The 22432-nt window shown below is 57.0% G+C and carries 16 protein-coding genes and 1 pseudogene; 6 read left to right on the top strand and 11 right to left on the bottom strand.

The features are described 5' to 3' along the window. Positions 1–80: 80 nt before the first annotated feature. Together CSQ86_RS10045 and CSQ86_RS00910 are read left to right on the top strand one after the other, a co-directional pair. A pseudogene (locus CSQ86_RS10045) lies at positions 81–146 on the top strand (zinc-ribbon domain-containing protein); the annotation flags it as partial. 108 nt (positions 147–254) lie between these two features. Continuing rightward, complete coding sequence (locus tag CSQ86_RS00910) at positions 255–2192, top strand: PASTA domain-containing protein (protein ID WP_165773671.1); 1938 nt, start codon at positions 255–257, stop codon at positions 2190–2192. A gap of 24 nt (positions 2193–2216) precedes the next feature. On the opposite strand, the gene CSQ86_RS00905 is transcribed toward CSQ86_RS00910, so the two are convergent. Beyond that, the gene (locus CSQ86_RS00905; RefSeq protein ID WP_165773690.1) at positions 2217–3593 is read right to left on the bottom strand and encodes a metallophosphoesterase family protein; all 1377 of its coding nucleotides are present in this window, start codon (positions 3591–3593) and stop codon (positions 2217–2219) included. Between the two features lie 76 nt (positions 3594–3669). Beyond that, the gene (locus CSQ86_RS00900) at positions 3670–4290 is read right to left on the bottom strand and encodes a DUF5701 family protein (protein WP_100493280.1); all 621 of its coding nucleotides are present in this window, start codon (positions 4288–4290) and stop codon (positions 3670–3672) included. 199 nt (positions 4291–4489) lie between these two features. On the opposite strand from CSQ86_RS00900, the gene asd reads away from it, so the two are divergent. Further along, a complete protein-coding gene (gene asd, locus CSQ86_RS00895; protein WP_100493279.1) occupies positions 4490–5584 on the top strand; it encodes an aspartate-semialdehyde dehydrogenase in 1095 nt (364 codons plus the stop codon). A 333-nt stretch (positions 5585–5917) separates the two neighbouring features. On the opposite strand, the gene CSQ86_RS00890 is transcribed toward asd, so the two are convergent. Further along, a complete protein-coding gene (locus tag CSQ86_RS00890) occupies positions 5918–6484 on the bottom strand; it encodes an ACT domain-containing protein (RefSeq protein ID WP_100493278.1) in 567 nt (188 codons plus the stop codon). A gap of 65 nt (positions 6485–6549) precedes the next feature. After that, positions 6550–7314, bottom strand: a complete 765-nt coding sequence (locus CSQ86_RS00885; protein ID WP_100493277.1) for an aspartate kinase — start codon at positions 7312–7314, stop codon at positions 6550–6552. 281 nt (positions 7315–7595) lie between these two features. On the opposite strand from CSQ86_RS00885, the gene CSQ86_RS09820 reads away from it, so the two are divergent. Next, a complete protein-coding gene (locus CSQ86_RS09820; RefSeq protein WP_207761535.1) occupies positions 7596–7958 on the top strand; it encodes a hypothetical protein in 363 nt (120 codons plus the stop codon). Between the two features lie 1125 nt (positions 7959–9083). Here the strand turns inward: CSQ86_RS09820 and CSQ86_RS00875 are convergent. Both CSQ86_RS00875 and CSQ86_RS00870 read right to left on the bottom strand, forming a co-directional pair. Continuing rightward, positions 9084–10910: a SpaA isopeptide-forming pilin-related protein gene (locus tag CSQ86_RS00875; protein ID WP_165773689.1), complete on the bottom strand. Its 1827-nt coding sequence runs from the start codon at positions 10908–10910 to the stop codon at positions 9084–9086. A gap of 196 nt (positions 10911–11106) precedes the next feature. Next, positions 11107–14721 carry an MSCRAMM family protein gene (locus tag CSQ86_RS00870; RefSeq protein WP_100493275.1) on the bottom strand — a complete coding sequence of 1205 codons (3615 nt, stop codon included), beginning with the start codon at positions 14719–14721 and terminating at the stop codon, positions 11107–11109. Between the two features lie 507 nt (positions 14722–15228). Between CSQ86_RS00870 and CSQ86_RS00865 the strand changes: the two genes are divergently transcribed. Next, a complete protein-coding gene (locus tag CSQ86_RS00865; RefSeq protein ID WP_100493274.1) occupies positions 15229–16347 on the top strand; it encodes a class C sortase in 1119 nt (372 codons plus the stop codon). Between the two features lie 9 nt (positions 16348–16356). Here the strand turns inward: CSQ86_RS00865 and recR are convergent, their stop codons facing one another. Both recR and CSQ86_RS00855 read right to left on the bottom strand, forming a co-directional pair. Beyond that, entirely contained in the window at positions 16357–16959 is a 603-nt protein-coding gene (recR, locus tag CSQ86_RS00860) for a recombination mediator RecR (protein WP_100493273.1), read from the bottom strand. 18 nt (positions 16960–16977) lie between these two features. Beyond that, positions 16978–19695, bottom strand: coding sequence for a DNA polymerase III subunit gamma and tau (locus tag CSQ86_RS00855; protein WP_100493272.1), 2718 nt, complete (start codon positions 19693–19695; stop codon positions 16978–16980). Positions 19696–19805: 110 nt separating this feature from the next. Here CSQ86_RS00855 and CSQ86_RS00850 point away from each other — a divergent pair, with 110 nt between their 5' ends. Continuing rightward, positions 19806–20405, top strand: coding sequence for a TetR/AcrR family transcriptional regulator (locus tag CSQ86_RS00850; protein WP_100493271.1), 600 nt, complete (start codon positions 19806–19808; stop codon positions 20403–20405). Positions 20406–20424: 19 nt separating this feature from the next. Here the strand turns inward: CSQ86_RS00850 and CSQ86_RS00845 are convergent, their stop codons facing one another. The 3 genes from CSQ86_RS00845 to CSQ86_RS00835 form a co-directional block, all read right to left on the bottom strand. Continuing rightward, positions 20425–21561, bottom strand: coding sequence for a diacylglycerol/lipid kinase family protein (locus tag CSQ86_RS00845; protein WP_100493721.1), 1137 nt, complete (start codon positions 21559–21561; stop codon positions 20425–20427). A 74-nt stretch (positions 21562–21635) separates the two neighbouring features. Further along, positions 21636–21989, bottom strand: a complete 354-nt coding sequence (locus tag CSQ86_RS00840; protein WP_100493270.1) for an Rv3654c family TadE-like protein — start codon at positions 21987–21989, stop codon at positions 21636–21638. 61 nt (positions 21990–22050) lie between these two features. Then, positions 22051–22431, bottom strand: a complete 381-nt coding sequence (locus CSQ86_RS00835) for a TadE/TadG family type IV pilus assembly protein (RefSeq protein ID WP_240542211.1) — start codon at positions 22429–22431, stop codon at positions 22051–22053. Position 22432: the final 1 nt, after the last annotated feature.

Here is a 22432-nt window from a genome sequence, read left to right as displayed (position 1 = left end):
ACGGCATCGCAGGACTACAGTTGGGCTGCAACGGCAGCGTTATCGCCGCAACCGATATGTGATGTAAGGAAGCCACGCTCATGATTTGCCCCAAGTGCCATGCCTCGAATGCTGAAGACAGTAAGTTCTGTACCTCATGTGGCGCCCAATTGTCCGCCGCGCAACCGCGAACGAATAAGCGCCTCATCATCATACTTACAGCGGTGCTCGCAGCTCTTATCATTGCCGGAGTCGCGCTGTTCGTAACCTATCGCATGGAAGTTTGGGGAGGCAAGACGCTCCCGGATGCCAGCTCAATCGCGCAGGAGACCACCGATGTATCAGGCAAGAAGAAATCAGCGGTCAAGGCCAAGGATGTAATCAAAGCGCTGGAGGAAAAGGGTCTTGCCACTAAAACCGCGCAGGTCTTCTCCGGCGAGGAATCTGGCACTTTCCTCGGCTATCAAGGTGCACAGGCCGGCGAACGTGTGAAAACCGGGCAGACAGTGGTGATTCGGGAATCCGCGGGCCCTGGTGTGCCCAAGAATACGCTGGGCCAGCAGGCGCAAAAGGTGACACAGATGCTGGCTGATATGAACGTGCCGGTGCATTACAAGAAGATTTATGTATCTGACACCAAGAAGAATCCTGAAGGCTCTGTAGTGGCCACATTGCCGGAAGCCGGTCAGGCGGTCGTCAAAGACGCCAAGGATACCGGCATTTACGTTGGCGTGGCCACCAAAGCCGATGACAATGCGCTGCCGCTTGATGTGATGGGCAAAAGCGTCGATGAGGTAAAGTCCCAGTTGGAGTCCCAGGGGCATAGCGTGACGGTGAAGAAGCATTTTTCCTCAAAGGCATATGTAGGTAAGGTTTCAGGCGCTTCACCGGAGCCTGGCTCTGAGCTGAGCGCCGGTGAGGATGTGGTGCTGTATCAGGGCATCGACGCCTCCCAGACCAAGGAAGCGTTCACCGACACCAATACAACGGGATATTCGTTGGAAAACATGGCCGACGTTCCTCTGGCCGGTAGCACCAGCGCAACCGACGGACGTTGGTGCACCAATGCGGGCAAATGCATCACTATCAGCAATCAGCGTTTGGTCAAAAATGGTGCCGACGACAATAACAGCGACAGTTCATCCTATGACAATAAGCTGATTGCCTGCGACTCTATCCAGCAACCGTTCTGCAGTAGCTCCAAGGCCGACTATCTGGTTGAGCAGAACTACGGCGCATTCGAGCTGATGCCATACGACAGCATGACGAGTTACTGGTCTGATGGCACGAAGTATTCCCTTGGCGCTGTAAGTGCCATGCCTCTGCCAACCAGTGGAGAATACCGCATGCAGGATTTGTTCTTGGTGGTGCCCACAGGCTCCGACTTGAAGGGACTGGAAAGCAAAGGGTACTTCGATAAGGATGCTCTGACTGAAGCCGCCAAGCAGAAGGCCGTGGATACCGATCGTCCGTTTATCCTCTGGCGTGACCCTTCGCAGTACAAAACCACCACTGCCCCATATGGCCCCGACAAGGCCAATCCGTTCGTACCGTTCGATGGCCGTACCGGCAGCACAGCTGATACGGTCAAGATGAAGCCCGCCCCAAGCGACGAGAACGCCTACTATCTGGTGGAGTCCTCCGAACCGGATTGGCAGAACCTGCCCGATGCCGATGTGAACGCGCCGGAGTCCGGCACTTCCAAGAAAGCCGACTCTTCCTCCGCAGTGGATACTTCGCTATTCAAGCAAATCGCCAATCAATATCGATTCTTCTCCACTGGCGAGGGCTCGCAATGGGTGGGCCTGACAGTCAAGGACGATGGCACCTTCACCGGCGAAGTCAACGAAGCAGATGTCAGCAGTGGTGGCCCGATAGCCACCGCGCCACGTGTTTCCTATCCGTTCCACGGCAAGTTCTCGTCCATTAAGGCGAATAGTGCCAACGGGTACGACATGGAATGCGATGCATCCTCATTCGGATGGGACGGCAACGAATATCAGTACACCGACAGCATCGGCATCGCGCCGTGCGGCACATGGCACTGGTATCCGGCTAATACTCCGTTCTCTTCAATGGCATCAGGCACTGTTGTGCAAGAAGGATTGTCCATTAATTTCACCACTGAGGCAGCGGGCACATCAAGCTCCAACGTGCTGCTGTATGACGAGTCCGCCAAAGCTTCGGCGTTCATCCCATATACCCAGCAGTAACGCTGAACAAACCGCTGTTCCCTGTCAGCGTTTGCCGCTGACCAGCGAGCGTACCATCGCTAGGAATCCGAGGCTCATCGCGCCAGCGAGCACGGCGAAGACCTGCGGGCGGCGCAGTTCGTTGCGCAAGCTCACCGCTCCGGTCACGCAATGGTCCTCAAACCAGACGCGTACCTCATTGCTGGAGTATCGGCCCACCAAATCACCCCATGTGAGCATACGGGTCACGTAACCGGCCGGATTGCTTTCATGGAATTCGAACAGCCGGATGCCACGGTACCGGGACTTCGGCCCGTAGCATTCGAAGCCGCAGGTGGGCGCATAACCCAAATCGAGCCCATGCACATGGCCCACGAACGCGTTCTTGTGATCATGTCCGCAGAACAGCGCGAAATAGCCGCCGGCAACATTGAGCGCGGCGACCTCCCCCACGTTTTCGTCCGCGCAGCCGATGGCTTCGCCCAAGCGGGAGCCCGGGCGGCACACCTCGTGGTTCAACACATAGCAGTGGCCTTCGTGGGTGCGCGCACCTTCCACGGCGTTCGGCGTCCAGGCGGGCACCTCCTTCAAGCAGTCGTAGAACTCCTGCGGCGGAATGTGCTGGAAGGCGATGGCCGGCACCGGCTTGCCGTCGCCGTTGCGCGCACCCAGCTCATCCTGCACCGCGCCCAGCCATTCGAGCGCTTCCGGGGTCGGGGTGCCGTAGCCATCGGAATCAGCTAGGTCGAGGCCACGCGAGTTGACCACATAGGCGGGGTATTGGGCGTCGTTTTCACGCTCGCCAGCGACATCGACATCGGCCGCGTAATCGCCGGAGTTCACCATCATAACGGACATGGCCACGCGGCCCGAACCATCGGAAGCCTCGATGGGCAGTGCGAAGGTGCCGGGCTCGAGACTGTCGGCGGGGTTGAGGCAGCCTGGGAATTCACGGTAGATGTCATCCTGCTCGTCGGCCAGGATGCCGCATTGGAAGTCGTGATTGCCGTAAGTCGCGGCGAACGGCACGCCGGCTTCGATAATCGGCCCCAGGAAACCGGCGAAGGTGCGGCGGACCTTGTCGCGGGTCTGGTCCATCAGTTCGTCGATGGTGGGGGCATCGGGGTGCTCGGCGTCTTTGGCAAAGTGGCGCTTGACGCCGCGAAGTTTGGCTTCGACCTCGGTGACCGCACGCACGCGGGCGCCCGGCTCCTCGCCGCGGCGGCGCAGAAAGGTGTCGATGTAGGCGGGGTCATAGCCTCGGATTTGGTCGCCGGTGAATACCACCAGATCGGGGTCGGCTTCGCGAATGGCCTCGCGGATGAGTCGGATGGTGTCGGGTTGCACATCAGGGCCGTCTTGCACGTCGGCCATTTGCAGCACGCGGAAGCTGCCGTCTTTGCGAAATCGCAGGCTTGTCATGGTTCTTCAGTGTACGAGCGTGCGATGGTTTGCGCCCGGCTATTCACAGGACCGGCACAGGGCGTTTGGTGGGTGTTCAGCGGAAGAGGCTGACGCCACGGCGTGCAGCGCAGTATGCATTGCCAAGCCACGTATGGCGGGAGTTCGGCCAGACTGCCCCCAGGCGAGGCGCGTTCTGGCTCATCCAGATGCTGGGTACGCGGCCGTCCGCGGAGCGGGACCCGAGCAGATTGAAGCCGTTCTTGACCATCAGCCATTCCGGATGCTGGGTGGCGATGGCAAGGCCCTCTTCAAGGGTGAGCGGCAGTCGGTCGTCGGAATCGAGCAGTTTGCGAGCCACGTCCGGCTCGCGGTTGATGTAGCAGGTGCCGGTGTGCGGGTCGACCACCAAATAGAACGGGCCTTCCGGCGGCGTGAAACCGCTGATGGGCAGGAAGCTGGCGATATCGCGCGGGGGCATGGTGGTAAAGCCGGCCATGCGATTGATGGAGGTTCGCGCGATCAGCGATTCGGGCGAGACCAGCTCGCGAGTCGGCACCAGGAGAATATTCGAGCCGAGGTCGGAATGCTCGAGCGCGCCAATCAACGGGCGGGCCAATGCGCGGAATGCGGCGGCGGACATGTCCGCCACATCCGGGTAACCAAGAGCCACGATACGGTCAAGCTGTTTTTGCGCCTCTACTGATGCAATAGACATGGCTACAAGCCTAGCAACGTGGCGGCACAGGCGGTGCGTGAAGTTCAGGTGCAATGCCCCGCGGCCACCAGCACCGGCCATCATCATATGGGAAACGCGGCACTGCGAGTGCGTGGATTCCGTACAATATTGACCCGTATTCGGCTTCCGCTGTTTTGCGTGGCCGAGCGATCGTGTTCCTTGGACCCAGAAGGTAATTATGTCCGAAAAATTGAAGGTCGGCATTCTTGGCGCCACCGGTATGGTGGGCCAGCGTTTCGTAACGTTGCTGGAGAATCACCCGTGGTTCGAGGTGGTCACTCTTGCCGCTTCCGCGCACAGCGCCGGCAAGACGTATGAGGAGGCCGTGGGCGACCGTTGGAAGATGGAAACGCCGATGCCCGAATACGCCAAGCACATGGTGGTCGTAGACGGCGATAATGCCGAGGCCGTGGCGGGCGGCGTGGACTTCATGTTCTCCGCGGTGAACATGCCGAAGGACCAGATTCGCGCCATTGAGGAGCGTTACGCGAAGACCGAGACCCCAGTGGTCTCCAACAACAGCGCGCATCGTTGGACGCCGGATGTGCCGATGGTCGTGCCGGAGATCAACCCGGAGCACTTCGCGGTGATCGAGCATCAGCGCAAGCGTCTCGGCACCACGCGCGGCTTCATCGCCGTCAAACCGAACTGCTCGATTCAGGCATACACCCCGGCACTGGCCGCTTGGAAGGAATTCGAGCCGCATGAGGTGGTCGTGAGCACGTATCAGGCCATTTCCGGCGCGGGTAAGACGTTCAAGGATTGGCCTGAAATGGTGGGCAACATCATTCCGTTCATCTCCGGCGAGGAAGCCAAGAGCGAGAAGGAACCGCTCAAGGTGTTCGGCCATGTGGATTCTGAGCGCGGCGAGATTGTGCCGTTCGATGGTCCGCTGAAGATCACTTCGCAGTGCATTCGCGTGCCCGTGCTGAACGGCCACACCGCCACCGTGTTCCTGAACTTCGGCAAGAAAGCCACCAAGGAGGAGCTCATCGACCGTCTGGTGAACTACACCTCCCAGGCTGCCGAGCTGGGTCTGCCGCATGCGCCGAAGCACTTCATCCAGTACCTGACCGAGGACGACCGCCCGCAGGTCAAGCTGGACGTGGATTACGAAGGCGGCATGGGCGTCTCCATCGGACGCTTGCGTGAGGATTCCATTTTCGACTGGAAGTTCGTGGGTCTCGCGCACAACACGCTGCGCGGTGCCGCCGGCGGTGCTCTGGAATGCGCCGAAATGCTCAAGGCCTTGGGCTACATCACGAAGAAGTAGCACCACGCCAGTATGAGATAGCCCGTTGCTGCCGCATTATGCGGTGAAGCAACGGGCTTTCTCGCTTACGAGGGGTTGATTTGTGACTTCCGGAACATTTATCTGTTTTACGAGGGGTACCTCGAGAACGAAACCACGAGTATGAACCGCGTTCTCTCAACGTCATTACGCCATTTTGGGGGTGGCTCTACTTGGGGAGGAACCCCTCGTAACGGAGATAGACCTCCGACATAAGCCAAATCAACCCCTCGTAACGGAGAAAGCCCTCCAGATGGAGGGCTTTCTCATGTAATAGCGCGAATGACCTGCGATTACGCGCGCATACGCACAAGCTCAGCGGCCGGTACCGCCGTAAACCACGGCTTCAATCTGCTTGGCGTCGAGGCCGTAAGCGGTGTGCAGCGCCTTGACGGCTTCGTTGAGCTGCTCAAGCGGCACCAGGGCGGCGATGCGGATCTCGGAGGTGGAGATCATCAGCACGTTGATGCCCTTCTCGCTCAAGGCACGGAAGAACTTGGCAGCCAGACCGGAGTGGGTCTTCATGCCGACGCCCACCACGGCAACCTTGCCGACGTTGGTGTTGATGTCGAAGGAGTGATAGCCGAGCTCATCCTGCTTGTCGAGCAGCGTATCCTGCACCTGCTTGACGGCGGCCTCCGGAACGGTGAAGGAGATGTCGGCAGTGCCCACGGATGCGCCGGCCTGCACGATCATGTCCACGTTCACGCCTGCGGAGGCTAGCTCGGTGAACACCTTGGCGGCCATACCCGGTTCATTCGGCACGCCGCGCACGGTGGCCAGCGCTTCGGAGCGGTCATGTGCGATGCCGGAGATCACCGGGGCTTCAGGGCCGAGGTCGGGGAACAGGTCACCCATCGATTTTGCTTCTTCTTCAGTCATGTCTTGCCTTGTCTTGTTGAAAGTTTTACGTTTTCTAATGTCTTAATTGCACCGACAGCTCGGTCTCAGTCGATGTTCGGCAGCGTGCGCGGATCCACACCTTCCGGCACCACCAGCGTGCCCGGGCGGTGCGAGAACGAGGAGCGCACGTGCAGCGGCATGTTGAATCGCTGGGCGTATTCCACGCAGCGCAACGCGAGCACCTTGGAGCCGCAGGACGCCATTTCGAGGATGGAATCGTAATCAATCACCGGAATGCGGCGGGCGGCGGGCACGATGCGCGGATCGGCGGTGAAAATGCCGTCCACATCGGTGTAAATCTCGCAGATGTCCGCACCAAGGGCCACGGCGAGCGCCACGGCGGAGGTGTCCGAACCGCCACGGCCGAGCGTGGTGGCGTCACCCTTGGCGTTGATGCCCTGGAAGCCGGCCACAATGGCGATGTCGCCCAAGGCGAGCGCGTTCTTCACGCGGTCCGGCTTGACGGCCTTGATGTGGGCCGCACCATAACGGGCGTCGGTGAAGAAGCCAGCCTGCTGACCGGTGAACGAATGGGCGCGGCTGCCTTCGGCGTGAATGGCCATGGCGAGCAGGCTCATAGAGATACGTTCGCCTGCGGTCATGAGCATATCCATCTCGCGCTCCGGCGGGTTGGAATCGATGCTCAATGCCTGGTCGATGAGGTCATCGGTGGTGTCGCCCATGGCGGAGACCACCACGGCCACCTTGTTTCCTTTTTTCTCCGTCTCAACAACGCGCTTGGCCACACGCTTGATCGAATCGGTATCGGCGACCGACGAGCCGCCGTACTTCTGCACGATGAGAGCCACTGTTGTCCTTCGTTCTTCTCTTCAACTGCACTTCGAGCTACGGATACACTTGCGATGCCGCCGTTGCCCCACGTTTTGCGCTTTATTCTACGTAAGCGGCACGATTATAAGGAGCGCACGCCTTGCTATATGGCCGCACACCCATCATGCGGACGTGAACAATGCATGAATTAGCAGGCAGGATTTGCCCGCCACCTTACGGTTATTAGGCAATACGCCATAAAATGGTGGTACGTCGTGGAGGTTGCAATCGGCGCATCATTACCAGCAAGGAGGCCATCATGGCCGGCAAAAAAGATCATTCATTCAACTACTGGGCTATGAATTACCGCGGCAAGTTCCGTCGTACTAAGAAACTGATGCCCTTTACCATCGGCCTGTGTGTTCTTCTGCTGATTCTCGGAGTGCTTGCCGATGACCTTGTCAGAAGCCTGATTTGGATTGTCATCATCGCGGCGATCATGGTGGCTCAGTATTACTACACCAAAAAGAAGGCCGAGGAAGAGGAAGCGCAGGAAGCCGCTCAAAAGCAGGCCGCAGCACGCGCGCAGGCCCAGGCCGCTCAGGCTCAAGCGCAATTCCAAGCCCCTACTGCTCAGGGAGCTCCTACTCAGCCACAGGCACCGCAATCACCTCGCCAATAATGGAATTCTACTTCTCTCGCTAATGGCCCAGCTGCAACACCGTGCAGCCGGGCCATTTTCATGGAACGCATTACATCATAATGACGCCGATGCCGTTCCCACGATTCTTTCAGGCTATTGCCTCGCGGTTTTGAGGCAAACGCATCGAGCCGCTCAGGTTCAGGCGCTTATATAAGAACTACCGGCAAGCAAAGCCCCGGAAACGATTCGAAAGGATCGTGGCCGCAACCCTGCAAGCCAGCGAGGCACATGCTTCAGCGATGTTGATTGACCGCAGCGATCGCACCGCCCGGCAGCCCCATAACTATAATTGAACCCCTTTCTTCTTCTCTCTCCTTCTCTCAAAAGGCCCGGCCGCAGCACCTCGCAGCCGGGTCTTTTTCATGGAGTGCGTTTGACGCGTGTATGCGAAACAAGAGGTCTGTGGGACATGCATTTCTATTCGCATAGGCGTCTTGGAATAGAACTGGGTCGTGCGGGCGCTCTAGTGTGCCATTCGATTTCAGAAACGAGCTTTCTGATGTTACGCGGCACCCAGCTGCGGGACGCAACCGCAAAAACGCCGATTCTGCAGTTCCATCCCGTTTGATTCCGTCACAACAGTGCGGTCAAACGTTATACGCGACTATTGTGCCACACCACCACAATCAGAAAACCGCGGAAACAAGCCATTCTTGAAAACTGCGCCGTACCGGCGACACTATAGCGAGTGGGACGGAAATGCAAAAATGCCTATTTTGCAGTTACATCCCACCTGCTACCACTTAGATACGCTAGAAACGCATAGGCTTTTTCGATAGCACAACAAATCCAATCAGCAATGCAGCAAGGATGAACATCAGAGCAGCCTAGATTGATTGATTCTGCTTTCCGCATGGGTGAGCCACACCTCATCGTTGGCGAAATTTCCGTTTTGCTGGAGCGATTGTATGCGTAATGATACACGGGAATAACGCGCGTGAGATCAGGCACATATCAAGCAAGGAACTTCTGGACGGCACCGACGGAACACAGCCGTTATGCAATTGCTCGGCAAACTTCTTTTTCTCCTCCACCAATTAAAAAAGCGGAGCCAGCAAACTGACTCCGCTTAATGGATTAAGTTATTCTTACTTGTTCTCTACCCTAAGCATGGAGAGCACGCTTGGTGGCGCGGGACTTGAGGTAGACGGTCACGCCAGCACCTGCGAGGAGGGCGGCGATGACGAAGAACAGAGCAATGCCTGCAGCACCGGTCTTCGGCAGCTCGGTGATGTTCTTAACGTTCTTCACCTTGTAGTTGGTCAGGTTGTTGTCACCGGAGGTCGTCGGGTTGTCGAGGCTCAGAGCAAGGCCAAAGAGATCAGTTCCCTGGAATTTAGTGGCCTCGCCATCCTTGATAGTGACCTTGAACTTCGCGGCAACAGTTGGGTCACCAGAGTCGACATGGCCGAGGAAGCCCTCAGGCACCTTAGTCTCAGTCACTTCATACACACCATCGGCAAGACCGTCGAAGGTAACCACACCGTCGGAATTAGAAGTTGCAATCCTATCCGCATCCGTCGGAACGGTCGGATTGTCATCCTTATCGTTGCTGGTGTCATCTTCAGCAGCGGTGATGGTGAACTCGGCACCCTGCAGCGCATTGCCCTGAGCATCAGTCTTGGTGAAAGCGAACTTACCAAGCGTGAGCTTGGTCTTGTCTTCGGCCTTGGAGTTGTTGTCGTTCACCTCAACGGTGTTCGGCACGGAGTGATTTGTCTTCGCATTCTCGTTGATAGTGGCTTTGTAAGTCACTTCAACAACACGAGCAGTATCAGCGAGAGGCTCATCAGCCTTTTTCGAGTTCACATACTTGCTGAGATCGATGATAAAGGCCTTAGATCCATTGCCATCGAACTTCTTGGCGGTCTGCTCTACTTGTTCAACCTGTTTATTGAACGTCAATTCATATCCAGTTGGATTGGTGGTCTGATCATGTGCGGCAAGTTCCGCACCTCCAACCTTCACGATGAAGTCCTTGCTCAGGTCAACAGTCTGGCCGATGCCTGGCGTATCGGTGAGGGTGAACTTGTAGTTGTCAAAACCAGTGGTAACGGCCGGCAGCTCACTTGTAAGCGTGTAGGTAACGACTTGGCCAGTAGAAACTGTCTTGTCATTATCGTTCACAGTCTTGGCGACGGGAGAAACGTGATTCTTCAATGCAACGATGTTATCGCCGCTAGCATTGTTCGTTGGATCCGTCGTGTCTTTGAGCGGGTCAGTGATAGCACCATCAGAAACGGTACCGGAGGCAATTACAATCGGAGCAGATTGGGTAACAACCTTGCCGCCCTTGTCTCCGTTCTCGTCACCTTGCTGAATGTTGCCATTCTGCCCTTCAGTAATTGTGGCGTCGGTGATAGCCGCAGTATCAAGGAACAGGTAGACACCAGCCGGCAAGGAAACCGTGCGGTCCGTACCAGTAACGGCGAGCGTCGCTTCCTTCAAGTTTGTCGTATCACCAGTTACCAGAGCATTAGTCTTCAGCGACTGTGCGAAGTTACGAGTAGAACCCGTCCACGGTTTAGCAGACTCCTTATCAAGTGCACCTTGCTGCAAAGCCCATGCCATCAAATCAGTCGTATTATCGTTTGGAACGGTAAGAGCCGGTGTCGTATTAGCAACAGCAGCCTCAAGAGCTGTCTTGATGGCTGCGCGGTTCGCACCAGCTGCAGTCTGCACGCCATACTGTGCAGCGGTAGTATCAGCGGAGTTGGCATCATACTGCACATAATCAGCCAGCTTGTAGTACTTGATAGTGCGACCGGTCCACTGGCTTGCATCATCAGCGGTGAACTTAAACGTGGCATTGCTCGTCACCACGTTATTGCCGTCCACATCCACCGCGTTGGCGGTCATGGCGCCCATTGCCAGGCCACCGAAGAGGGTGGCGGCGGCAGCGAGGCCGGCGAATAGCTTTCTCATCTTCATGAGAAACCCTTCTTTCTTGTTTTCCTTCTTAATGTGTTTTGCTTTCGCGGAGAACGGGGCTGAACCGAAATACACCCCTTTCGGCCAGGTCTCCGCGATCCGCAAGTCTTGAATTGTGGAGGAGAATTGTGTTTTTCTGGGGCTCTTCCTCCGACCGCCTTTAGCGGTCACCTCACTCGTCAGAGGGAGGCATGAACTATGCAAGCCCCTTTCTCTTGCGATATTCATTAGTCAGAGCAAGCACTATCGCAGCGGCCACAGCCGCAATGCCGCCAATCAGCAGCCAGCTGCGTGCATCCGTGCCACCGGTGAATGGCAATGCAGCGATACTCCGCACGTTGGTCAACACACATTCGGAGGCTGAACCAGCGCGGGTTGAAACAGAGGTTGTAGCCGACGGAGCAAGGCAAACCGTGGCGTTCTCCAGCTTGGGCTGATTCCACAGACCATGCAGAGTCATATACGTATCACCAGTATCGGTAACCGTGATAATCGCATACGTATTGTTGGGATCAGGCAACGTATAACCATTCGGAGCCTGCGTCTCAGTCAACTTGTATTCCGTACCACGCTCCAAATTTTGAATACCGAAATGCCCTGCTTCCGGATTCTTATCCACGTACGCCGTATCGCTGTTGGACTTTTTCGAACACTCATTGGTGGTGCAGTCAACAACTTCGCGGGGATTCGAAGTCTGCCCATTGCTCCACTTGGAGATAGTCCACTTCGCGCCGTTCAGCACTTCGCCATGATCATCAGAGGCAACCTTTTCCCATGCAATCTCGGTAGGAACGTTGATTACCTCAGTGTCAGGCATCGCGGCGCTATGCCCGTTCTCCCACTTGGTAAGCGTTGCAGTCTTGCCGTCTTCAACAGTGAAGGTGTAATACGTGCCGGAATCGGGCTTAACATACCCTCCCGGCACTGTGGACTCCACCAACTTGTAGGTTCCCAGTGGAAGACCGGTTACCGTAAAGCGACCTACTCCTGGATTAATGTCGCAATATTTGGACTGGGTATTCGCTAGACATGTACGGTCAGACGTCTGCTCCGAAACGTAATCATTGATAACCACCGAGCCGAATGAGTCATCCATATCACTGGACGACGTATCCGTCTTGTACTTAGTCAGAGTCCAGCCGCTGTCCTTCAGATAAGCCTGATTTGTAATGTTCGCGACAGCCTTATTAACCTTGCTCCAACTCACACCACCAGAGCGAATGGTGTTGCCGATGGCGGTACCGTCATTGGCAACTGGTCCCAAATTATCAGGAGCATCATTCTGCTGGTAAAGACTGATCTTCGGCTCTTCTTTCTGAAGACCGTCGGCTTCAGCCACAACCTCAAATGTATAGACATTAGTCGTTAGCTTGTAGTTATCCGGAGCCGCCTTTTCCGTAAGGTAATACTTACCCGGTTTCAAATTATCGACACCGATTTTGCCTATTTCCGGATTGGTGTCACGGGGACCGTTATCCGCAATCTCAACGGACAGCCATTGAGTAGTATTGCCATCCGCATTCTGCTCGGTAACAGTTTGCCAGCAAGAAGGATTGGATGCCTTAGCGCTAGCCGTGCAATCCGCAGGGCGCAGACTCGGATTCATTGCACCACCAGCCTCAGTGCCGGAAGCCGGAGTCTTCAGCGTCCATACCGAGCCCTTCAAGAACTTGGTCGCGTCGGCAGCATCGACTTTGTCCCAGGAGGCCGCATACGGGTTGGAGAAGGAAATCACACCATTGCTGCCGAATGCGCCACCGGAAAGACGAGCCGCATTATTAGTAAATAGAACCGATGCATTGCTCTTTGCCGACTCTTTATTGGCATTACCATAAGCAGTCAAATCAGCCTTTAAAGCGATACCTGTATATACGGTCAACGTGCCCTTCGACTCGTCCCACGTACGGCTATTATCGTCTACCTGCTTATTGATGCCATATCCCCTTGGATTGGTGACCAATAGGTTAGAAGGTGCTTGTACAGGGAGTTTGTTCATAGACCCGTCTGCAGCACTAGCTTGGAAACGTTGCGGATAATTAGTCTCGCTATCGCCGTAGCGGGTCACATTATTGCTACTGGCCCCAGCAAAACCACCGTAATCACCTTCCCCATCATGGTCCGGCCAACCTGGCGCCTGATATTTATCCGCGAAACCATTGGCCTTGGTCTTCGGCGTACCATCCCAATACCAATTCACAGCTTTCTCAGAACGATCCATGAACCAAGTATTCAATAGGCGAAACACTGATTGAGCCTGCCCAGCACTCCCAGCACTCTGACCACGGTTCTTGCCCTTAGGATTCATCATGGCAAAATCTTCACCAGCCATGTACTGGTCACCATGATTGTCAGTATTGGAGTCGATGTTGTAATCCAACTTGTTGTCGAACAATGCAACGTTGCCACCCTCGGAAGCCTGTGCGCTTCCAGATGGGCACAGCCACAAACCGCCACCGAAATGACCCGCAACATTGTTCTCCGCAACAGCCTTGCCCATGAAAGACGTGGAATTTTCCTCAGTGTAGATAGCTCCACCAAGATAGCCAGACGTGTTGTTCCGATAAACACCGCCCATGAAATAGCCCTTGGATCCACCGTCCTGCAAGAAGATGGCCCCACCGGCACCACCGGTAGGCAACACTTTCTTTACTGTATCGTTGTTGAGATATTGGGTGTTTTCAGAGCCAACACCAGTAGCAGTCCAGTTACCATCGAATAGCGGCTTCTTGGAACTGTCATTCATATCATTGAGAATCCAAAGCGTGCCTTGCGCATAAATCGCGCCACCGCCAGACATGAATGCGGAAGCGTTAGCATGATTGCCCTTGAAGGTTACGGCACCTTGGATGCTCACCGTTCCGCTATTTGAATGGATTACTCCACCGCCGTAGCGCTGATACTTACCATCGCGGCATTCATTGGTCGTATCACCGTTCTTCTGACGCGTGCATTCAGCTATTTCCTGCGCATTACCAGTGAATGAACCACCGGAAATCGTGGTAGTACCAGAAGTCTGATAAATCACGCCACCATTAGCGGCTTTGTTGTTGTCAAAAGTGCCGTTGTAAATGTCTACAGTGCCACCGTTGTTGTAGACCAAAGTGCCCATGTCATGGCTCTTGCTCTCAGTGGTGTCATTGCCACTGAAGCTTCCGTTGTTGATGGTTAAGGATGCGCCCACATTCAGGTATGCGAAAAAGCGTTTCCCGTTCTTATACGAGAAGGACTTGTCCTGTGCGTCCTTGCCGATAATGAGATTGCCGTCATCAGCAACCGAAAAGAACGTGTCTCCGTTTGCCGTACTTGTCAGCACCGGATCCGCTGTAGTGTTCGCGGTAAGAGTAATGGACTTCGTAATGGTGGCTTGAGCCCCAGCCGGAACATCGATTGTCCCTGCAGACGTAATCGTTACCGTCTGATCAGTCGTGCTTTCCACACAGGACTTGAGCGTTGCCCAATCGGTCACATTAGCGCAATCGAGGTCAGCGGCAGGAACAGCGGCATTCGACGAATCTGACTGTGAGGACTGGGACTGACCGGATTGAGTCTGAGACTGTGACTGAGCGCCTGTGGTCTCCGGAGTGGGCACTGCGGATACCTCACCGTCAGCCTGGTCGGCCCACGTACTTGTTTCATTGGATTGCGCAGACTGGCCTGCGGAACCAGTACCGGTCTCCGCTATTCCCTGTGCGGCGTTCTCCGCCATTGCCGGCGTGGAGCAGACGAATAGCATGGCCGCCGCAAGCACAACGGCACAAACTGCCCATACCATCGCCTTTACGCGTTCGCCTATGCGCTTATCTTTGAACATAGATTCCCGTTCTGTCCCTTGATTTCCCCTGAACAACTGTTGTTACCCATCGAGTTATTCGGCCTCGTCGCCTTTTGAAGCAACTGCTATCGATGGTCTCTCTTGTTATTTCAATACCCCCTTAATACCCCTTTGTCAAAATAATTAGGGGGTACTTTACCGCTGGTCATATTTGCGAAAACCGCGAAAACATTGGTATTGCGCGAATCCGCTCAATACCTCGTATCATCCATACAACACCCTGTTATCAAATTGTTATATTTGACAATTCGTCAATACTTTGTCAACTCATTTACCATTTGAAGAAAACCACTTCGGGGGTATGAATGATGCAAGTTCGGGGGAACAGCGAATTTGCCGTGCGCTGAGGGGTTTGTGATTCGGCTTCGCCACAGAGTAACGTGGCCTGCGAAAGGCATAAGCATACAAGCACTCAGGCGCATGGTGCATGGCAGACACAGGGCACATGCGCGCACGGCATACGGCAACGATGGGGAGGCACTGCGGATGATATTGCGACGCAGCCATGCAGTGAAAAAGCCAAGCCGCAATGTATCGGCAAACACTGATACCGACGAATCCAGCGAAGCTCCGACTTCCAGCACTGCCACTTTTACCCCTGTCCCGTTCGCCGCAGCCATTGATATCTCCGACCTTACGGCCGAGCGCCGCCGGCTGAAGCGCAATCTCATTGCGATGCGACTGCTCACCATCGTGCTGCTCATCGCCGCTATCTCTGTGGCCTGTTTCCCATTGGCCTTGCAATTCCAGTCAGGCCTGGAATTGGCGAAAACTGCAGCCACCAGCGCGCAAAATGTGGCGAATTGGCCTTATCCGCAGGCTGATGATGCATTAAAAGCCGCGCGCGCATACAACAAGAAGCTTGCCGAATCCGGTCAGCCCGTGCTGGGCGAGGCCGTGGATCCGTTCTCTGGCGCGCAAGGCGGTTCGCAGGCAAGCGGCGAAGATTCCGCATCCGCGAAAGACAAGGAATACCAAAGCCTGCTCAACGCCGGCGGCGAAGTGATGGGCACCATCAAAGTGCCGAAGCAGTCGATTGACCTGCCAATCTACCATGGCACTTCCGAGGAGGCGCTGGCTTCCGGCGCCGGCCACTTGTATGGCACTTCGCTGCCGGTGGGCGGCGCTTCCACGCACTCGGTGATCACCGGGCATCGCGGCCTGGTGGAGGCCATGATGTTCACACGCCTCGATGAGGTGAAGGAGGGTGACTTCTTCTACATCGAAGTGATGGGCGAGACATTGGGATATAAGGTGGATCGCATTTCCGTGATTCTGCCGAACGACACCTCGCAACTCAAGATTGTGCCGGGCGAGGACCGCGTGACGCTGATGACCTGCACCCCGTACGGCGTCAATACGCATCGACTGCTGATTTCCGGGCATCGCGTGGCCATCCCGGTGCCGGCCCCTGAACCGAATGACGTGCACGATGCGCGCAATATCGCGATTGTGGTGGGCGTGGGCCTATTGGCTCTGGGCTGGTTCTTCGTATGGCTTGCGCGGCGACATCAGGTAACATTCGTGATGCGCCACGGTGCATGGTGGCCATATCAGAAGCGCCGCGGCATGCACGCGAACAATACGCTTGGGCCGCTTATGTAGACAGCTATTTCAGGCTTCGCGACGGCCTGCTAGGGCTCGGCCCAAGGTGACTTCGTCGGCGTATTCGAGGTCGGAGCCAACTGGAAGACCGCTGGCGAGGCGCGTGATCTTGACTCCTACCGGGCGCAGCAGTTGGGTGAGGTAGCTCGTGGTGGCCTCGCCCTCGATATTCGGGTCGAGCGCCATGATGATCTCCTTGACGTCCTTGGTCTCCAGACGCTTGAGCAGGCCCGGAATCTTGAGGTCCGCTGGGCCGACGTTCGCCATAGGGTTGATTGCGCCGCCGAGCACATGGTACAGGCCGTGGTATTCGCGTGTACGTTCGATGCTCATCACATCCTTAGGCTCCTCCACCACGCAGATGATGGAATGGTCGCGCCGTGGGTCGGCGCACACCGGGCAAGGGCTTGTTTCACACACGTTGCCGCAGATATCGCAGAAGCGCACTTTGTCCTTGACTTCTTCGATGGCCGAGGCCAACTCTCGCGCTTCTTCCTCCGGCGCGGAAAGCAGATAGAACGCGATGCGCTGCGCACCCTTCGGACCGATGCCGGGCAGGTTGGCGAACGCATCAATCAAACGTTGAATGGCGCCATCGTAGGCAAGTGCCATGGTATGTGCTCCTTATTGCTACTCACCAATATGCTTTTTGGCGGGTTGGGCGTTCTTCGGGTTCTTCGGATCGTCCGCTGCGAACTCCTTGACGTCCTTGACCTCAAACATCTTCTTCAAATCATCCAAGCTCATGGCTCGAGAGTCTCCAAGCGATTGGTCACTCATCGAGTATTCATCTTCGTCCGGGTCCACTTGCGGAGCAGGCTGGGCGCTGTGCTGCGGTTGCACCGCTTCCGGAACAGGCTGGTTCCACGGGTCAGGCTCAGGCGCGTATGCGTCCTGCGGCATCTCCCAAGCACTCTGAGGCTGCTGAGGCTGCGCCTGTTGATGCGCTTGCGCCTCTTGAGCCTGTTCCCATCCGCTGGGACCGGCAGACTGCTGAGTTTGAGGCTGGTTCCACGGGTCATTATCCGGGGCCGATGGTTGTGCCGGCTGTGGCTGATTCCAAGGATCATTCTCGACAGTGGCTGCCGGGCTCGGCTGGCTCCACGGGTCGGTCTCTTGTGCCGGCACCGATGACGTTGCTTGGCCGGCAGGCTGCTGAGTGACAGCTTGGGCGGCCTGCTCAGGCTGCGCAACCTGGGTGGGCTGCGCCCATGGGTCTATGCCATCGCTGACATCCGGCACTGCCACATGCTTTTTGTGATGCTCCTCATGCGGAGACAGTGCTGTGTCCGTCGCTGATATGGCAGATGCAGCAGTCTTAACTTCGGATGCAGCCGGCGCAGGTTTGGCCCACGGGTCATCATCCGGGAGCTGCGCAGCAGCTCGGTGACTGTCATCGGCGTCTTCGGATGACGCGTTCGCCGCTGCCGCCTTCTGTCCCTTAGGCTCACTGCCCGCATGCGTAACGGTCAGTCCAGAGCCCAGGTTCGCGGCGGCTAGGCCGGCCTTGGCCAAGGCAATCTGCTGCTTGACTTTGGCAAGCTGCTCGGGGCTCATGCGCTTGATTGACTCAACGCGTTCGCCGTTGGCGGCAACGGCTGTAGGCGCAATAACGGTTGTCAGGCCGAACTCGTTGCGCACCGCATCCTGCACCACGATTGCGGCCTTCTTGCCATTGGAATCCACGGCAAGAGCAAACGCATGCTGGCTCAGCGACTGGTCGAAGGTCAGCGACAGGCATGGCAAACCCTTGCGATTAGTGCCGAACTTCACGGTTGGTACTTTGGCTCGGGTCACGTATTCACGAATCGTTTCCGGCAGCTTGGCCACAGCGGCATCCCACTTCTCATCCACGGAGCGGGTGTCGTTTACGGGAGCGGACGTTACCGGCGCGGGCTGCGACACGTTCGCGGCGCCTGCCCAATCGGACGCATTGGCAGGGCCGGAGGGCTGTGCAGTCGGCTGCGGTATTGGCGAGACAGCTTGGGCGGCCATAGACTGCTGCACCCGATTACGGGCGGCGTCGGCGAAACCGCTCTGCGGCGCGCTTTGGGACGCACCTGCGAATCCACCACGAGGCGCATTCTGAGCGGGCGCGTTGTTCGCTGCATTGCGGGAAGCGCCCACGAAACCACCGGAAGCCGCGTGATGTTGCGCGCCAGAGCCAGTAGCCGCACCTGCCGCCGGCACATTGGCCGGAGCCCCCGCAGTGGGTGCGACGGAAGCGGTAAGAGCGAAACCGGATTCGGCACCGGCAAGCAGGCGGGCGGCCAACAGTTCAAGCCTCATGCGAGGTGAGATGGCACCGGTCATCGAACTCAACGTGGCGTTGATGATATCCGCCATAGCGGTAAGCGGCCCAAGCCCAAGCGCCGCAGCCTGGCGATGCAGATCATCCATGTCCTCGGCTTCAGCCATATCGGAAAGCACCGCCTCAGCGGAGGCACCGGCCAACGTGAGCACCAGCAAATCACGCACGCGTGCCAGAAGATCCTCCACGAACCGGCGTGGGTCGAATCCGCCCACCACAACCTTTTGAATCACGCCATACAGGGCTTCGCCATTATGGTCGATTACGGCGTCGATGGCCTCACCGATCAGAGCTTCAGGCGTGAAGCCGAGAAGAGCCACGGCGGCATCATGGGTGATGACGCCTTCCACAGAGCCGACCATCAGCTGGTCGAGCACGGAAAGCGTGTCTCGCATGGAACCGCCGCCCGCACGCATGGCAAGCTTTAAGACGCCGGGCTCGGGCTTGATACCTTCTTTAACGCAGATCTTTTCCAGATATGGGCCCATAACCTCCTGTGGCACCAGGCGGAACGGGTAATGATGGGTACGGGAGCGAATGGTGCCGATCACCTTGTCTGGCTCGGTGGTGGCGAAGATGAACATCACGTGCTCCGGCGGCTCCTCAACGATTTTGAGCAGCGCGTTGAAGCCCTGCTGCGTGACCATGTGAGCCTCGTCGAGGATGAAGATCTTGTAGCGGTCGCGCGCGGGGGCGAAACCGGCGCGTTCGCGCAGCTCACGGGCATCGTCCACACCGTTATGGCTGGCGGCGTCGATTTCCACCACGTCGATGGAACCCGGACCTCCTGTGGCCAGGTCCTTGCAGCTTTCACATTCGCCGCAGGGGTGCGAGGTGGGGCCTTTTGCGCAGTTGACGCAGCGCGCGAGAATACGTGCGGAGCTGGTTTTGCCACAGCCTCGTGGCCCGGAGAACAGGTATGCGTGCGTGAGTTTGCCCTCGTCAAGGGCTCGCATCAGCGGAACGGTAACCTGGTCCTGCCCGATCACACCTTCGAAGGTGTCCGGACGATAGCGTCGATACAGTGCAAGTGCCATAGTTACTAACCTACCTTGCCCTCGATAATTTGCGCGCGAATCGGCGGACAATCGTACACGCATACAGGTATTAACATAGTGTCAATAACGGTTGTCATCAGGAGGTACTCATGGGCGAGAACTTCGAGGAGCGGCACATCACCCGCGGCGACGCGCGACGCGAAGCCATTGTGCAAGCCGCACGCAAAATCTGCCTGGAAAAAGGGTTCTCCAAAATCACCGTTTCCGACATCGCCGGAGAAGTGGGCATGACCCGCTCCCTGTTCTACCATTACTTTCCCGATAAAGACGCCGTGGCCGACGCCGTGCTCGACGATGTGATCGACGAGATTCTCAACCGACTCGACCAATGGAACCACGCCCGCGAAGTCGGCAACGTGAACAAGGCCATGGATGACATGGTGCACCTGATTCGTTCGCTCATCGCCGACGAAAGCCCGTTCTCGAACCGTATGATTCAGGATGGTAATGCCGGGTTGTACATCAGATTCATCGACCGAGCCGCTGATCGCATCGCCGACTACATCGCCCAGACCACTGTGCGTGATTTCGAACAGCTGCATGGACTGCCGATCACCAACGTGCATGAAACATTCTTCACCCTGATTGTGGGGCTAATCTCGCTGGTCCGTTCGCACCCGGCAATCGCCGATTCGACCATTAAGCAGGTCATGGCACAAACGCTGCATATCGAAGGATATATAGCGTAGCCGCTTTGCTCGGGGCGGGTCAGGCAAAGGCTCCGGTAATGGGGTCGCGACCATCTCGAACTATTGCTTCGGCGACGCGCTCCTTGGAGTCGATCTCATGCGCAGCCACAGCCGGCGGCACGAGCACACGTAGCGCACAATCTTCCGCCACTACACGTACCGGCAGATGACCCACATACTCGCCATCCGCCATGAGAATCGGCGGCTCGTCGCCTTCCTGCGCACGCGTGATTTCAATCTCACGCACACGCTTCCAACCGAATATGTTGGAGGCAAGTAGTTTGCCGTTGTAGGCATTCGAAATCGCCACTACGCACTCGTGGAAGTTCGGCACATGATCCATCCATACCAAGTCGAGCAGGCCATCAGAGAAGCATGAATATGGCGAAACTTCAATACCACCGCCGATATGCCGCGAGTTCGCAACCGTGAGCAATGGGGAGATGATGTCCCGTTCCTCTACCGAGCCATCAGCCAGCGTGGCTTTGATGTGGTAGCCATACCGCTTCATATGCGTGAGCTCGACCAGCACCGCCGCGAAATACCGCAGACTGCCGTTGGGCAGATGCGAATGGTTCGCACGGTCGTTGATGCTAGCATCGATGCCGCAGGACAACATGCCGGCATAGTATCGATCAATGGGATGCACATGGGCGGCCGATTCGCCTTCCGGTGTCTCATATTCACTACCGGTGGAAGGATCCACCGAGTATCCACCCTCCAGGGAAGTCACCCTGCCCATGTCCACATCGATATGCGAGCCTCGCACGATGGCACCCACGATGCCTTCCACCGCGGTCTCGATACGATTGACCGGCAGTTTGAGGCCTCGAGCGAAATCATTGCCTGACCCCATGGACACAATGCCGAGCGGCTTACCGCTGCAGCCCACTGCATTGGCACCAAGCGCAATCATGCCGTCTCCGCCGACCACCACCAAGTAGTCGTATTCATGTGCCCGCTCTCGGGCTCGATTCAAGGAGTCGTTGAAACTTGTTCCCGTAAGATCGAGCACGTCGAAGCCATGAACGGTACCGGCTTCACGCAGCAGACTAAGCACCTGTGCGTCGACTTTGGCGCCACGGCCCTTATCGGACGTGGGATTGCCCACTAGCCCCACGACTGTGCGGCATTTGCTGCGTTCACTCTCGGTCATGCATCTCACCATAGCCAAAGGCGGCGAAAGCGCGCCAGAGACCAATGGCATGTTCTTGCCGCAGTGGCGTGTGATCAATCGCATTCCACAGGTCCGGCACGAGCCTCCTTGGTGACTTGCGGCGTGAAAGGCACTTGCGTGGCGAGCGCCATCACCACACGCACGTCATCATCAATCACCTCACATTCGACCATGACAGCGTTATTGGCCTCCGCCACCTTGTTGGCGAGCACGCATGGGGCTTCCATATCGGAATGCCACAATGCGTACGCCGTATTGAAGGCCGCCAAATCCGCGATGGAGCGCGCCTTGTGCTGGCAAATCAGCAGATTGCCCACACTGGCGATCAGCGCGAGCGCCGCGGCCGCCACCATAACGAGCATTGCGCCGGCGATAGTGCCGGAGCCTTCTTCAAGACGCGCTTTCATCGTGGGGAGTCCCTTCCATGTCATAGCAACCGAACACTGCCTGCGGTGGCATCATCTGCCGCTATTGCATAATCGCCGTGGATTCACCGACCACTTGTGCTGGAGTCAGATTCATCGGTCCAGGCAGCACTGGGCAGGTGACCCGAATATGGACCAGCTGTTCCGACTGCCGGATGGCGACAGCAACATCAGCCTCCATCACTGCGGATGCCATATGTTGTGCCGCGGAGCGATCACCAGTGACCACGAGTTCGCGTGCGGCCGCTGAAGCCGCGCTTGAACAATCCATAGACACCGCGACCACGCGCCCCAACGCAAGTACCAACCCGGCAATCGCGATGACGCTGGGCAACACCACAGCGAATTCAGCGGTGGCTGAGCCTTCATCGGTGCAAGGCGGAAGCCGGGCCAGCCAATGGCGATAGTTTTTGCGCGACATCATG

The sequence above is a fragment of the Bifidobacterium felsineum genome (genome assembly GCF_002802915.1).
Lineage (GTDB): Bacteria > Actinomycetota > Actinomycetes > Actinomycetales > Bifidobacteriaceae > Bifidobacterium > Bifidobacterium felsineum.
Note: the sequence above shows the minus strand (reverse complement) of the source record. Positions and strands in the feature narration are given on the sequence as shown.